Source organism: Mesorhizobium sp. P171375 (assembly GCF_057786075.1).
In genome coordinates, this window is the sequence record NZ_JBYNWF010000001.1 from 5347802 (window position 1) to 5360004 (window position 12203).

A 12203-nucleotide genomic window follows, 5' to 3' on the forward strand; every position below is an offset into this window, starting at 1 on the left:
CCAAGCGTCAGCGCCCATTGCTGTTTAGCTGACGACAAACGGATTGTACGCTTTCGGACGAACAGTAGCGAGTCAAATCCTAACGAAGGATTATATTCCTCATGTTAGGGGTGCTGGCAAGCCGCGCCTGCATGACTGTAGTCGCTACTGTACAGAATTAACCAATCTTTGCAGCCGGGAACATCGCCTAACGATCGAGCGTTATTCTGGTTCAGCGACCGAAACTTTCGCCCAACTCCCCGACCGTAAGGGGCCGCTGCTTGGCAATGATGGCGTTATGGACCGTTTTAATCGCACCTGTCTTAGCCCTCACGATATGGCCATTTGCCAACGCGTATTCGATCAGGTTTGCGCAGACGAACACCTCGATCCTTTAAGCCGAGAAACTCAAATGATAGCGTCGATGGTTGTGGGGATTTTTCGAAATGCCCATACCAATGAACGCCAACTGCTCGAGGCCGTCAGGTCTCACCGTCGGGTTGCACAAACAAAGGTCCAGGCATAGCGCAAATCAATTAGCGCAACCCCTGCATGATTAATTTGTAGATCGTGCCGATTTCCTCATCGATCTCCGGGCCGGGAATGCCTTGGGTTTCGGCCGCCCGTTTTGCAACCACAGTCATATCGATCACCAGCAGAAACGGGTCGATGATCGGGTCGTCCGGTAAATATTCCGATATCCAATGGTGGAGAAAATCACTCCCGCGCTTGCTCATTCTTCCCTGAAATCCTGCAGCTAGGCACGCGCAGGTGTTCCTCGCCGCGGAGGTAGCTTCACACGGCTGGCTTCACCCATTGCGTTGCCAGCCGCTTCATACCCTTTGGCGCAGCCCCGGCATGCTATTGAATGCGCTTCCATACCGTTCGTACGTGTCTAAACGCCCCAGCGCCAACCTAGCGCCTGGGCCTTCTCCGTCCCCAACGGACTACTTCGCACGATCCATTCCAGCAACTCAGGATCGATGTCATCGCAATCCGTAAAGTTGCTGATCAAAAGCGATGCCTCTGCCCGCCATTTGTCTTCGGGAATGTTGTTTTCGATGACGGACTTTATGAAGGCGCCGCGCAGGATGTCGCAGTCAAACGCCGATACCCGATTACCTGGCTGGTCCATGATGCCAACTCCCATCAAGGGCGGGAGCTTTGCGAACTCTCAAGCACCGACGCCCTAACCCAAGTCGGTGACGATACGATTCATAATCCGCCCGATGCTGTGTTCAATAAAAAATGACGGTACGTTTTTAACCAAACCGAGAGCTATTATTGCCCGACTTCTGGCAAGCGCTAGCTTGGCGTGGCGGTTTGCCATGACCGCAGTGCCGACGCGGTTTCACTGTTGTCTCACCGGGCAATACCGCGTCGGCATGCACGGGGCACTCGGGCGCTCGCTCTTCCAGCGCAATGAAGGATGCGGCTATCAGGTCATCGCCTTTGATTCTTAGCGCAAATCCCGCATGATGAATTCGTAGATCGTGCCAATTTCATCATCGATCTCTTGGCCCGGAATGCCTTGGGTTTCGGCCGCTCGTTTTGCGTCCACAACCATATCAATCACTATCAGGACCGGGTCGATGATCGGATCGTCCGGCAAATGCTCCGATATCCAATGGTAGAGAAAATCACTTCCGCGCTTGCTCATTCTTCCCTGAAATCCTGAAGCGAGGCGTGACGTAAGTCCTCGTCGCCGCGCAAATGCTTCACGCGGCCGACGATGCCCGGCTTGACCCATTGCGTCGCCGGCCGCTTCATGCCTTTCGGCGCCGCCCCATGGTGCTCCTGGACGCGTTTCCATAGCCGCTCGCGCAGTTCTCGGTTCAAGGTGACGAAAGCGCTGCCGACGTATCGCCCGGTGCCACGCTCGGCCATCAGGGCGAAGGCCGGCTTACCGGCTTCGCGCTCCACGCCAAGCAGATCGTATTCGTCGATCGTGAAAGCCTTCGTTTTCAGCCAGGCCGTCGAGTTGCCGGAGCGATATTTGCTGTCCTTGCGCTTGGACACCATGCCCTCAAGCCCGGCTTGGTCGACGAGATGGAAGATGGCCTTTGCATCGCCAGGCAGCGCCTGGCTGAATTGGATACGACCGCCTTCCGGGATCATCTCGGTCAGTATCTCACGACGGTCCTCCAGAGGCATGTCGCGCAGACCGTGGCCGTTCAGGTGCAGCAGGTCGAAGGCAACGAAATAGAGGTCTTGCTGCCGGCTGGTGATGGCCTTGCGCAAAGCCGCGAAATCGGAGAGGCCCGCTTCGTTGAGCACGATAATCTCCCCGTCGATTATGGCGCTCTCGACACCAAGCTCCCGAGCCGCGTTAACGAGGTCACGGTACTTCGATGACCAATCAAGGCCGCGCCTGGTGTGGATGCGCACGCCGGCATCGTCGATGATTATCTGAGAGCGGTATCCGTCGAATTTGATTTCATGAATCCAGTCGGCGCCCTCGGGAGGTTTCTCCACCAAGGTCGGCATTAACGGCTCGATAAACGCCAGCCGCCGGCCGCCTGCACGCTTAAGCATTCGAACCCCACACCACGCAACCGGCGATTCAATTAGCATGCGCTAAAATGGTTCCGAAATTTTATCTAAAGTTGTCTCTGCGACCCGCAACCAAAAATGCCCCTGTTGCGTTTCGGCGCTTTCAATGATGGGGAGGTTAGGCATGGGCAACTTTTTACCGCTTTCGATTAAGCTGGTGGACGGGAAATCAATGACAGTTTCCTCCATCTGTGGCGCTGAAGCAGCGCTCCAAGGTCAGTGGCCAAACAAGGGAGCGGCACCCTATAGGGATGCGTGCCGGTTAATCGCGGCTGCCAAAGGTGGAAGCTGCAGTCCGGCCATCGCTTTCGCGGCGTTCAAGGCCGCCGCTATCGACCAACGCTTACTGCAGCCGGCCAAGGGGAGTCCGGCGCTCGGCATGTTGGACAACGTGACTAAAGACCTGCAAGCGTGACAGCGCGTGGGAACTTTTGCTGCGGCAGTGTGTTCGGTCGAGCATGACCAGAATTGCGGACCTTGGGCCACCGATCCCCGGCAAACCACACGAGCCTGGTAACGGGCATGATCGTTTCCATGTTTGCACTATCTGCGGCCAACTGGTCGACCGTCGCGACTTCAGACAGGTCATGTGGCACGAGCAACCGGATCACGAGCCCCTTGAATTTGACGCCTAGGCATGCCGTCGACCTCGATACGCAAGTTCGACTACGACCCAAGCACCAGGGTCCTCTCGGTCTGGTTTGTGGCCAGCGGGAAGCACTATGAGTTCTTGGACGTACCGCTTGGCGCCTTTGAGGCGTTTAAATCTGCCTTTGCAAAAGGCCGCCATTTCAACAATCACATCCGCAACCGCTACGCATTCCGGCTGACGGCAGGCTCGTCGGACGGCTGACACAATCTCGAATTTGAAACGGCCCGCGCTGCTTTATCGAGAGGGAGCGGGCCCGACCGTCTTGCGGACCGGTCGACAGCGGGAGGAACCCACCCTGGACCGCTGTGATGGAAGAACTTTGCCATTTACGGGTTGTTCCCAGGTCGAATGAAAAAAGCCCGCCGGCGTGAGCCAGCGGGCAATCGGTCTGGAGTAGCTGAACGAGCCAGCATAAAGTCAACGAGCGTGGAAGATGTTGGTTGCAACCTCGATCTCGTCGCTCTCAGGGGTGCGGAGAGCGATGAGTTGTTGCCTGCGAGCCGCGCGGTACTCAAACATGGCCGCGGCCTTCGAAGCATGCGCGCACAGGTAAATGGAAGATTAAGCTAGCGCTAAAATGGCCCGCCCGACGTGAAGGCTGCGTTGATGGGCGGTCATTGGGATTCCTGTGTGAAAAGCGTCGGCAGGATTGCCGATTGCACGTGAGCGCTCATAGTCGCGCCGTGAAGCCGCAAGAAGTCGAGATGGTTCTGCTTGAACAGTCAATCGCCAGTGCCGGCGGTATGAACCACCCGTTCTCTGATCGTGTAAGCGACGTTGCCGAAAAGACCGCAGGCTCGGTGTTATTCGACGTTCGTGTCGACGGCGACACCGGCATTCAGAGGATCGCGGCAATTGGATATGCTGCAGATGGCACCGTCGCGATCGTCATGGATAGGGACGGACAGCTTACGTCGGCGCCCATCGACGGCAACGGAGGCCCTCTGGTCGCGGAACTAGCCGCATGGGCTTCGCTGCCGATGAGCGAACAGGTCGGCGCTAGCTACCTTGATGCGGCTAAGAGTCTGGTTGCCGGGCTTCGTAGATCGGGTCGGATTCCTAAATGAAAAGGCCGCCTCGATGGGCGGCCGGATGGATGACAGAGTCGCGAGAATTAGCCCGCCGCCAGTATTTCCTTCAGCTTGTCGACCGCGTGATGGTTACCATTCGCCAAGAAAGCCGGGACCGAAATAACCTTCTCTCCTTCGCTCTTTGAGCCGGAGCCGACGCTGATATGCTCCCACTCATGCACTACCTGCTGGATACCACTCTCATCGATTTCCAGATACCATCAGTCTTCGTACTGGCGGTCTTTTGCCTTAATACTGACCCGCGCACTCAGTGATGCGTCGATCGATCTCTTGGTCGCAAACTTCGATTTTCAACTGATCTTGAATAAACCTAAGCCTTGCCATTGTGTGCGGCGCGAGACGTCAGTGTCGCAGATGCCACGCAGGCTGATCACTGAGGCTCGCCTATAGGAGCTCAGCCAGGGCGCGTATGGTGATGACACATGTCGTCCCACTCTTCGATCCACGGGCTGAAAGATACGCTCACCTGGCTGACGTCTGCGCGTGCGACGGTCGCCAATGCCTCCTGGCCGGTCGGCGATTCAGGGTTTGGCTTGATAGAGTACCAAAGGCCAATGGAATCGGGCTTCAGAGTCAAATTCCCCTTTCCGACCCGATCAATTTTCATCCCAATTCGAGAAACCGCCCAGGCCGGGCAACCGTTCCGCAATGCGCGGAGCGGGTAGTCAGTCGTCGTCCTTTAGATCTTCAGCTTCGTCCTTGAGTTTTTGCCAATCAGCGCCGTGCTTCCGCAATAATGTGCGCGCCTGTTTGGGCGATAGGTCCGTGACTTCGGTAAGGTGTTCAACCTCAAGTTCAGCGCCCTTCTTGACGCGGCTAGCGTCGCTCTTTTTCTTCACAGCCATACCTGCGCTCCTCGCCCATTGATCAGAGGCAACGAGCGCTGATGGGCATTGTTCCGGCAGAATGGAACTATCTGCCGGCCGCATGGGTTACCCACGAAGGAGGATGATCATGCTCAAATTTTTACTTGGTCTTAGCGCTCTCTATGCGGTGTTCCAGATCGGCCGGGAATTCGGCAGAGTCGAGGCCGAAGTCATGTTGTCGCCTCCCATCGATTATAATCGCCACCGACCGACAACGAGCGATGCTGAATACGGCGAGCCGTCCTGACATTTCGTTCGCCGGTAAGGGGCATCAACATTTCTGGCTTGTTGCTCTCGTCTTCCGGCTCGGAGCGTTCCCGCTCCGCCAGGACTTCGCGTACGATTTCTTCCCACTCCCGTTCCTTCATGCGGCCTCTCGTGACTTAAGCCGCATGATGGGCATGTAGGAAATTTCCCCGCGATCGCTGATGGCGCAAATCAGTTCGCCACCATTGAACACTTTGGTATCCTGAACCTCATCCTCGATCTCGAGGCAGTCGGCGATGCGCTTCAGTAATTTCTGGCCGCGCCTTGGTTTCGTCACGTCGCTCGACTGAGCGTAGAATGAATGCTCGACCTCTAGGCCGCCCGAAGACCCGTATGGGCGAACGAGTAGAGTAAGGAGGCGTAGGCCGTCGCCATGAACGCCGCCGACTCCCGTGGCGTACCTGAACGAATCGGATCTTGTCCTGTCTGGTGCGCAGCGCCTGCATAATCCCGTTGATGCCGTCCCGAGCGGGCCGGACCGTGGCGGCGCGGCCGTGCAACGATCCGAGGGGAGGATCGGAAACGATGGTGAGCCCGAGGCCGGAAGGGGGACGCAATGACCGATCAGGCGGCATCCGCGGGATCTCCGCCACCTGTCGAAAGCGGCCGTTCTCCACCACGTTGAACGCCGTCACGGCGGCCAAATTGTCGCCCTGTCATCCCACTCGACCGGATCGTCATAGGCGATGCCTTTGAAGCGGAGTTTGCGCATTGCCGTCGCGACGTCGCGCCGGCTTGGATAACGCTTGGCTTTATCGGCGGCAGCCTCGATCGCTGCAATCAAGACGTGGGCTGAGTCGTAGGAATTCGCGGCATAGTTTCCGATCGGTCCATAGCGTGCCGCATAGCGCGCGCCCCAGCCCTGAAGAAATTATCGCTTTTGCTGGCAATGTCCTTGGCTTTGGCGGGTGCCGCAACAACACCGAACCGGGCCAGGGTCAGGGTGGCAGCACCACCAGCGCGGAACCGAACCACAGCAACACCGACACCGTCGACCAGAACCCGAGGTCGACAAGGACCCCACCCCCAAGACCCGCGCGGCGAGCAGCCTGGAACGCCGCCGGCGCAATGAAGCGCCGCGGCTGTTTGCTAGCCGTGCACGCAAGCGCCGCGGCATTCGCATTCAGTCGCGCCTTCGGCAACGACAGAACGTTCAGGCCGACACTTCAAGCACGATCTTGCCGCGCACGTGGTCGTTCTCCAGCCTTTCCTCGGCCTTAGCAACCTGCGCAAGCGGATAGGTCGTCTGCACGAAAGGGGTCACCTTGCCGTCGTCGATGAGGCGGCCGATCTGCGCCAGTTGCGCCGCATTCGGCTCGGCCAGGTAGGACACGCCGCGCGCCCGATGCAGGCGCGCCTTTTCCTGCGAAGGCCGCGAAAGCGTGGAAACCAGCGTCCCGCCGGGCTTGAGCACCTTCCAGGAGCGGTCCTGGGTGTCGCCCGCTACAAGGTCGAAAACCACGTCGACTTCCTCAACCACCTCTTCGAAGCGCTCATCCTTGTAATCGACGGCCTGATCGGCGCCGAGCTCCCGGACGAAAACGGTATCCTCGGCGGAGACGGTCGTGGCGACGAATGCGCCGGCGGCCTTGGCAAACTGGATAGCCAGATGGCCAACGCCGCCGCCGCCGCCGTGGATGAGCAGCCGTTGTCCGGATTCGAGGCCGCCATGGTCAAACAGGCCCTGCCACGCGGTGATGCCCGCGAGCGGAACGGCAGCGGCCTCCACATGGCTCAGACGTTCCGGCTTCGCAGCCAGTTCCGTCGCCTTGACCACGACATATTCGGCATTGCCGCCTCGGTCATTGCCAAGCATGGCAAACAGCGGATCGCCCTTCTTGAACGTATGAGCCCGCGTGCCGCACATCTCCACCACGCCGGACACGTCACGCCCCAGCGTAACGGGCAAAGCCTGGCCCGTCGAACCCTCGCGGATCTTGTAGTCGATCGGATTGACGCTCGCCGCCCGGACCCTGAGCGTAACCTCGTCGTCGAGGGGCTGCGGCAACGGGATCTGGTCGACCGAGAGAACCTCGGGGCCGCCAAAGGCGTGGATGCGGACTGCCTTCATGTTCATGTTCGGATACCTCCTCTTGGCTTCGTCCCCGGCTCATGCCGGTCACGGACCTCCAGCCATGGAGCCGACGACCACCATAACGAGCGCGTCGACGTCGATCTCGCCATCGACGATTGTTCTCTCGCCGTCCCGCCGGACCTTGAGTTTCGACGGGTTTTCGGCCGCCTGTCTTTCGAGTTCCTCTATCACTCCGGTGATCGCCTTTGCCTCGAGCGGCTGGTCTTTCACAATGCTGGCACCCATTTCCAGAACACTCCTTCTTTTCGCTCGGGATAGTGCTTGAACTCGCATTCGAAGCGACGCCCATAGGATGCGGCGGCCGCGAGTGCCACGCTGGAAGGCGGATTCATCCCGGTGCGTGGGGCGAACCAGTCCTCCAGGAGATCATCAGGCACATAGGCGCCGATCCTGAGGGGCAGGTGTCGAAGCACCAAATCCATATCCCGTGACGGCCCGGTCCGATACGCGTCTGTCATCAAGCTCAACCCTCGGAAGCAAGGAGTGTTCCCGATCAATGTCAATCAATGCGGTCCCGCGGACGTCGTCGCCGATCCGATTGATGGCCGGAATCCAATGCGATCAAACTCGCAGGCACCGGGCCGTGCACGGGACGTATCCAAATTTTGCGTCCGCCTCGGCGCGGCCACTGATGCTGGTTTCAAACGGGTTGAACGCATGCGCAAGAAAACCAGAAGCTGGTGGTCGGCATTGGAACCGGCTTCTCACGATTTGGATGCATGCTCGGCTTTGCCCTTGCGTTTGGTCGATGCCATGTCATGAAGTTCCTTCTCGCTCATGGATTTGACCATCGATTTGGATGCACCTTTCAACTCGCTTTTCTTCTTTTCACCGCGTTTGGCCGCAAGGGCGGCGCCGGCCGCCATCTGCTGAGCCTTGGATTTGGCTGGCATTTTCATACCTCCGATACTACCGACTTAAACACGGTTGCCTGTTTTGCGTTCCGTTCCCCGGCCCAGAAAGCCTGAACGGCAGCCGCTTCAAAAGCGGGGAGCCCAACTGGTGACGGCCTTGTGAGCGACGACCGGGAGCAGGAGTCCGGAGGGCGCGCAGCGCTTAGCGACTGATCTACTCAGGCCGCGTTGACTTGTCGTGCAAGCCTTCAAACCAGCCTGAGCGAATTCCTGTTAGGGGGGTGGCAAAATCAATTCCGCTCTCATCATTGCCCCTGGCTGGCGGAGACGGACAGGACTACTTCGATCGCTTTGCCGCCGCCGCTCCCGACCTCGCGCAGCTTTCGATCGATTTCGCGTTCGGAGAGGCGTTGGCCCGTGATGGGCTGGAGCAAAGCAAAGCTGCTCGCGATTGTCGCGATGCTCGCCTCAAGCGGCAATCGCAGCGATGCGCTTCGCCTTCATCTGGCCGGCGCCCTTGCCAATGGCGTCACGCGCGAAGAGATCATCGAGCTCCTCATCCAACTCAGCGTCTACCGTGGATTTCCGGCCGCCCTGAACGCATTCTCGGTCGCCCGGAGCGTCTTCGCGCTCGGCGTCCAGCCGCTTCAGGTCGACATCCCCATGCCCGTCGATACGGAAATTCGGACGGATCGATTGGAGCGGGGGAAGGCTCCAAAAGCTCGGCCGCTTCAGGCGATGCCCTGGTCCGCAGTTTTGACGATATCGCACCGGACCTCGGGCGCATGATCGTCGAACATTCCTATGGCGAGATTTTCTCGCGCAAAGGCATCGATCAGAAAACCCGTGAACTCAGCGCTTGCGCGGCTTTGGCGGCCATCGGTTCCGCGACAACGGAAACCCCTTTGCGCGTTCACATCAACGCCGCCTTGAACGTTGGAGCAAGCCGGGAAGAGATCATCGAAACGCTGGTCAATCTCGCCCCCTACAGCGGCTATCCAGCGACACAGCAGGCGATCCGCATCGCTGCGGAAGAGTTCGCCAAGAGCAACCCGTCCTCGCGACCGCGTAAAGAAGAAAGTGAATGATCGACCGACGTGACGCGATCACCCCATTTAGCGGCTTGCCGATCGAGCTTCGAAGCCAGCCTGGTAGACTTTTGAAATGGGCGTCATACAATCCATTTTTCTGCTTTCAATGAAAGCAAAGCGAAATGGCCGAAGAACGCGCCCAACGCCGTCTTGCCGCCATATTGGCCGCCGACGTGGTGGGCTACGGCCGACTTCTGGACCTGGACGAGCAAGGAACGTTGACGGCGTTAAAGAGGAGGCGGAAGGAGATCCTGGAACCACTGGTCCGCGACCGTCACGGCCGTGTCGTAAAAGTGATGGGTGATGGCGTCCTAGTCGAGTTCGGAAGCGCAGTGAACGCGGTGTCATGCGCCGTCGAACTCCAGAAGCGGATGATGGCCGCGAACGAGGGTTTGGCGTTCGACCGACAAATCAACCTGCATATCGGCATCAATCTGGGCGATGTCGTTGTCGAGGACGGCGATCTGTTCGGCGATGGCGTTGTCGTCGCAGTGCGGCTTCAGGCAATGGCCGGGGCTGGAGATATCTGCGTCTCCGGCAGCGTCTACGACCAAGTCAAGCGAAAGCTTGAATGCGACTTCGACGAACTCGGCCCGCAAGCGATCAAGAACGTTGCCGAACCGGTGTCCGTTTACCGGATTCGGTTATCGGCCTCATCCGAAGGTGGCGGACCGGCGGAGAAGGCGCCGCTGCCGCTCCCCGGCAAGCCCTCCATCGCCGTCCTTCCCTTTACGAACATGAGCAACGATCCGGAGCAGGAGGCTTTTGTCGACGGCCTCACCGAAGACCTGATCACGGATCTGTCGAGGAACAGCGAGCTGTTTGTCATCGCCAGCAACTCGGCTTTTGCATACAAGGGCAGGCACGTGGATGTGCGTCGTATCGCGCGAGAACTGGGAGTGCGCCATCTTCTTGAGGGTAGTGCACGGCGGGCAGCTGGGCGGGTGCGTATCAACGCTCAATTGATCGATGCGATCGGGGGCGACCACCTTTGGGCCGAAAGATTCGACCGAAGCCTTGAAGATATCTTCGCCGTTCAGGACGAGGTGACCGGCAAGATTGTCGAGGCTCTGGTGGGCCGTCTGACCGCCGCGCCGGGGCGCAACAGACCGACGAACCTCGAGGCCTATGATCTATGTGTGCGTGCACGGGCCTTGGGCCTGCAAACGGCGCTCACCGCGAAAGAAGCCATTTTCCTGCTGAACCGGGCAATCGCGCTCGATCCGGAATATGCGGAGGCGCATCGTTGGCTGGCACTCAACCTCTGGCTGGGCTGGGAGTTCTGGGACGAACCGATGGATCCCAATCGCGCAAGTGCGCTTGCCGAAGCACAGCAGGCGGTCGGACTCGACCCGAATGACGCTGGGAACCGATGGGTATTGGGCGTTATACTAGGACATGAGGGTCGCTGGGCGGAATCGGATGCCGAATTCGCCGCCGCCCACAAGCTGGATCCCAACCACGCCGACGCATGGGCAATGCAGGCTGAACTGACGACGGAAAACGGCCGGCCTGCCGAAGCCATAGAGCAGGTGCGCAAGGCGCTGCGGCTCAACCCTCACCCGCCCGGTTGGTACTACTGGATGTTGGGCCAGGCTCAGTATGCCATCGGCGACTACGAATCCGCGGTTCAAACGTTGCGGAGACCCGAAACTTATCGCACGACTTCACGACGCCTGCTTGCAGCAAGCCTTGCGCAACTTGGCCGTTTGGAGGAGGCGCGCTGGGAGGCGGAAATGTTCATGATAAGCAATCCGCACTTCACAATCCGGCATTGGTCAGCTTCGCAGCCTTTCCCGGCCGAAGACGTGCGGCGGCATATCGTGGAAGGCTATCGCATGGCGGGGCTGCCAGAATGACTGTCATGGCTATACCCTCGCGGCCGCAGGGGATAGGCGTCTGGAGGCTGCCGCAGCAGCGAATATTTGGTCTCTTCTGCCGGAACGAAATTCGTCATGTCGAGACTTGAACATGGCCAGTGAAAACTTTCGGCACCGGAAAGCACAACGCGAGGATCTCCCGGCCCTGATTACGCTCATGGACGCGGCGATCTCTGAACTCCAGAAGCCCTTTCTAGATGACGCTCAGATTCAATCCAGCCGCGCCATCATGGGGCTGGATACACAACTTGTCGACGACGGTACTTACTTCCTCGTGGAGCACAACGGCGTTTTGGCAGGGTGCGGCGGTTGGAGCCGGCGCGCAACGATGTATGGTGGAGATCAGTCGCCTGGACGTGATGCGGCGCTGCTTGATCCTGCCAAGGATGCAGCACGCATCAGAGCCATGTACACCCATCCGGACTTTGTCCGGCGGGGGGTCGGCCACCTGATCCTTGCGCTTTGTGAGCGTGCCGCCAAGGCCGAGGGCTTCGCCCGTGCTGAGCTGGCAGCTACCGCGGCCGGAGAGCCACTGTATCGCGCCTGCGGGTACCAACCCGTCAAGAAATTCTTCGACGAGCGTGGCGGGGCTCCGGTTCCTATCCTGCTTATGAGCAAGACGTTCTGACCTCCGGCTTACAGGGCAGTCGCACGCAGTTGGCGGCGCTCGCCGGCACGGAATGCTCACCTATACTTCCGCTCCATGGTCCGCTTTTGGTGAATGGACGGGACCGTAGGAATGACTGCCATTGGGCGCAAAGCTGACAGGCCGTTTAGGGGACCGGAACCGGAATGTCGGGCTTCTAAGGCCGATGGCAGAAAGCGGATACGCTGCGGCGGCATTTGAGGGCACGTCCCTGCTCTTGATTATTGCC

General features: G+C 59.1%; 18 protein-coding genes. 7 read left to right on the plus strand and 11 right to left on the minus strand.

Annotated elements, in window-relative coordinates:
- Nucleotides 1-515: 515 nt before the first annotated feature.
- The 4 genes from ACYHH6_RS26120 to ACYHH6_RS26135 form a co-directional block, all read right to left on the minus strand.
- Nucleotides 516-716, minus strand: a complete 201-nt coding sequence (locus ACYHH6_RS26120; RefSeq protein ID WP_352584152.1) for a hypothetical protein — start codon at nt 714-716, stop codon at nt 516-518.
- A 158-nt stretch (nt 717-874) separates the two neighbouring features.
- Nucleotides 875-1114, minus strand: a complete 240-nt coding sequence (locus ACYHH6_RS26125) for a hypothetical protein (RefSeq protein WP_352584150.1) — start codon at nt 1112-1114, stop codon at nt 875-877.
- A 324-nt stretch (nt 1115-1438) separates the two neighbouring features.
- A complete protein-coding gene (locus ACYHH6_RS26130) occupies nt 1439-1639 on the minus strand; it encodes a hypothetical protein (RefSeq protein ID WP_352584148.1) in 201 nt (66 codons plus the stop codon).
- Complete coding sequence (locus tag ACYHH6_RS26135; protein ID WP_488500517.1) at nt 1636-2514, minus strand: ATP-dependent DNA ligase; 879 nt, start codon at nt 2512-2514, stop codon at nt 1636-1638. The genes ACYHH6_RS26130 and ACYHH6_RS26135 overlap by 4 nt, the downstream gene beginning before the upstream one ends.
- 142 nt (nt 2515-2656) lie before the next feature.
- Between ACYHH6_RS26135 and ACYHH6_RS26140 the strand changes: the two genes are divergently transcribed.
- From ACYHH6_RS26140 to ACYHH6_RS26150, 3 genes are all read left to right on the plus strand, one after another.
- Entirely contained in the window at nt 2657-2947 is a 291-nt protein-coding gene (locus tag ACYHH6_RS26140; protein ID WP_352584146.1) for a DUF982 domain-containing protein, read from the plus strand.
- A gap of 222 nt (nt 2948-3169) precedes the next feature.
- Nucleotides 3170-3385: a KTSC domain-containing protein gene (locus ACYHH6_RS26145; RefSeq protein ID WP_352584145.1), complete on the plus strand. Its 216-nt coding sequence runs from the start codon at nt 3170-3172 to the stop codon at nt 3383-3385.
- 503 nt (nt 3386-3888) lie between these two features.
- The gene (locus ACYHH6_RS26150) at nt 3889-4251 is read left to right on the plus strand and encodes a hypothetical protein (RefSeq protein WP_352584143.1); all 363 of its coding nucleotides are present in this window, start codon (nt 3889-3891) and stop codon (nt 4249-4251) included.
- 418 nt (nt 4252-4669) lie between these two features.
- Here the strand turns inward: ACYHH6_RS26150 and ACYHH6_RS26155 are convergent, their stop codons facing one another.
- From ACYHH6_RS26155 to ACYHH6_RS26185, 7 genes are all read right to left on the minus strand, one after another.
- On the minus strand, nt 4670-4882 hold the full coding sequence (locus tag ACYHH6_RS26155) for an HK97 family phage prohead protease (protein ID WP_352584141.1): 213 nt from the start codon (nt 4880-4882) through the stop codon (nt 4670-4672).
- 58 nt (nt 4883-4940) lie between these two features.
- Nucleotides 4941-5120, minus strand: a complete 180-nt coding sequence (locus ACYHH6_RS26160; RefSeq protein WP_352584140.1) for a hypothetical protein — start codon at nt 5118-5120, stop codon at nt 4941-4943.
- 191 nt (nt 5121-5311) lie between these two features.
- On the minus strand, nt 5312-5509 hold the full coding sequence (locus tag ACYHH6_RS26165) for a hypothetical protein (protein WP_352584138.1): 198 nt from the start codon (nt 5507-5509) through the stop codon (nt 5312-5314).
- Between the two features lie 1052 nt (nt 5510-6561).
- Nucleotides 6562-7485, minus strand: coding sequence for an NADP-dependent oxidoreductase (locus ACYHH6_RS26170; protein ID WP_352584137.1), 924 nt, complete (start codon nt 7483-7485; stop codon nt 6562-6564).
- Nucleotides 7486-7527: 42 nt separating this feature from the next.
- A complete protein-coding gene (locus ACYHH6_RS26175) occupies nt 7528-7728 on the minus strand; it encodes a hypothetical protein (RefSeq protein ID WP_352584135.1) in 201 nt (66 codons plus the stop codon).
- Complete coding sequence (locus tag ACYHH6_RS26180) at nt 7710-7925, minus strand: hypothetical protein (protein WP_352584352.1); 216 nt, start codon at nt 7923-7925, stop codon at nt 7710-7712. The genes ACYHH6_RS26175 and ACYHH6_RS26180 overlap by 19 nt, the downstream gene beginning before the upstream one ends.
- Nucleotides 7926-8207: 282 nt before the next feature.
- Nucleotides 8208-8396, minus strand: a complete 189-nt coding sequence (locus tag ACYHH6_RS26185; protein ID WP_352584350.1) for a DUF3008 family protein — start codon at nt 8394-8396, stop codon at nt 8208-8210.
- A 381-nt stretch (nt 8397-8777) separates the two neighbouring features.
- On the opposite strand from ACYHH6_RS26185, the gene ACYHH6_RS26190 reads away from it, so the two are divergent.
- The 4 genes from ACYHH6_RS26190 (at nt 8778) to ACYHH6_RS26205 (ending at nt 11956) form a co-directional block, all read left to right on the plus strand.
- The gene (locus ACYHH6_RS26190; protein WP_352584133.1) at nt 8778-9146 is read left to right on the plus strand and encodes a carboxymuconolactone decarboxylase family protein; all 369 of its coding nucleotides are present in this window, start codon (nt 8778-8780) and stop codon (nt 9144-9146) included.
- Nucleotides 9143-9445: a carboxymuconolactone decarboxylase family protein gene (locus ACYHH6_RS26195; RefSeq protein WP_239601832.1), complete on the plus strand. Its 303-nt coding sequence runs from the start codon at nt 9143-9145 to the stop codon at nt 9443-9445. The genes ACYHH6_RS26190 and ACYHH6_RS26195 overlap by 4 nt, the downstream gene beginning before the upstream one ends.
- A gap of 125 nt (nt 9446-9570) precedes the next feature.
- On the plus strand, nt 9571-11307 hold the full coding sequence (locus ACYHH6_RS26200) for an adenylate/guanylate cyclase domain-containing protein (protein ID WP_352584130.1): 1737 nt from the start codon (nt 9571-9573) through the stop codon (nt 11305-11307).
- Nucleotides 11308-11419: 112 nt separating this feature from the next.
- Entirely contained in the window at nt 11420-11956 is a 537-nt protein-coding gene (locus tag ACYHH6_RS26205) for a GNAT family N-acetyltransferase (protein ID WP_352584128.1), read from the plus strand.
- The last annotated feature ends 247 nt before the right edge of the window (nt 11957-12203 follow it).

Coding starts and splice junctions, on each gene's coding strand:
- ACYHH6_RS26145 (WP_352584145.1), top strand. CDS start 3,170: ATGCCGTCGACCTCGATACGCAAGTTCGACTACGACCCAAGCACCAGG.
- ACYHH6_RS26160 (WP_352584140.1), bottom strand. CDS start 5,120: ATGGCTGTGAAGAAAAAGAGCGACGCTAGCCGCGTCAAGAAGGGCGCT.
- ACYHH6_RS26200 (WP_352584130.1), top strand. CDS start 9,571: ATGGCCGAAGAACGCGCCCAACGCCGTCTTGCCGCCATATTGGCCGCC.
- ACYHH6_RS26205 (WP_352584128.1), top strand. CDS start 11,420: ATGGCCAGTGAAAACTTTCGGCACCGGAAAGCACAACGCGAGGATCTC.
- ACYHH6_RS26140 (WP_352584146.1), top strand. CDS start 2,657: ATGGGCAACTTTTTACCGCTTTCGATTAAGCTGGTGGACGGGAAATCA.
- ACYHH6_RS26130 (WP_352584148.1), bottom strand. CDS start 1,639: ATGAGCAAGCGCGGAAGTGATTTTCTCTACCATTGGATATCGGAGCAT.
- ACYHH6_RS26155 (WP_352584141.1), bottom strand. CDS start 4,882: ATGAAAATTGATCGGGTCGGAAAGGGGAATTTGACTCTGAAGCCCGAT.
- ACYHH6_RS26195 (WP_239601832.1), top strand. CDS start 9,143: ATGATCGTCGAACATTCCTATGGCGAGATTTTCTCGCGCAAAGGCATC.
- ACYHH6_RS26135 (WP_488500517.1), bottom strand. CDS start 2,514: ATGCTTAAGCGTGCAGGCGGCCGGCGGCTGGCGTTTATCGAGCCGTTA.
- ACYHH6_RS26175 (WP_352584135.1), bottom strand. CDS start 7,728: ATGGGTGCCAGCATTGTGAAAGACCAGCCGCTCGAGGCAAAGGCGATC.
- ACYHH6_RS26165 (WP_352584138.1), bottom strand. CDS start 5,509: ATGAAGGAACGGGAGTGGGAAGAAATCGTACGCGAAGTCCTGGCGGAG.
- ACYHH6_RS26170 (WP_352584137.1), bottom strand. CDS start 7,485: ATGAACATGAAGGCAGTCCGCATCCACGCCTTTGGCGGCCCCGAGGTT.
- ACYHH6_RS26120 (WP_352584152.1), bottom strand. CDS start 716: ATGAGCAAGCGCGGGAGTGATTTTCTCCACCATTGGATATCGGAATAT.
- ACYHH6_RS26190 (WP_352584133.1), top strand. CDS start 8,778: ATGGGCTGGAGCAAAGCAAAGCTGCTCGCGATTGTCGCGATGCTCGCC.
- ACYHH6_RS26180 (WP_352584352.1), bottom strand. CDS start 7,925: ATGGATTTGGTGCTTCGACACCTGCCCCTCAGGATCGGCGCCTATGTG.
- ACYHH6_RS26185 (WP_352584350.1), bottom strand. CDS start 8,396: ATGCCAGCCAAATCCAAGGCTCAGCAGATGGCGGCCGGCGCCGCCCTT.
- ACYHH6_RS26150 (WP_352584143.1), top strand. CDS start 3,889: ATGGTTCTGCTTGAACAGTCAATCGCCAGTGCCGGCGGTATGAACCAC.
- ACYHH6_RS26125 (WP_352584150.1), bottom strand. CDS start 1,114: ATGGACCAGCCAGGTAATCGGGTATCGGCGTTTGACTGCGACATCCTG.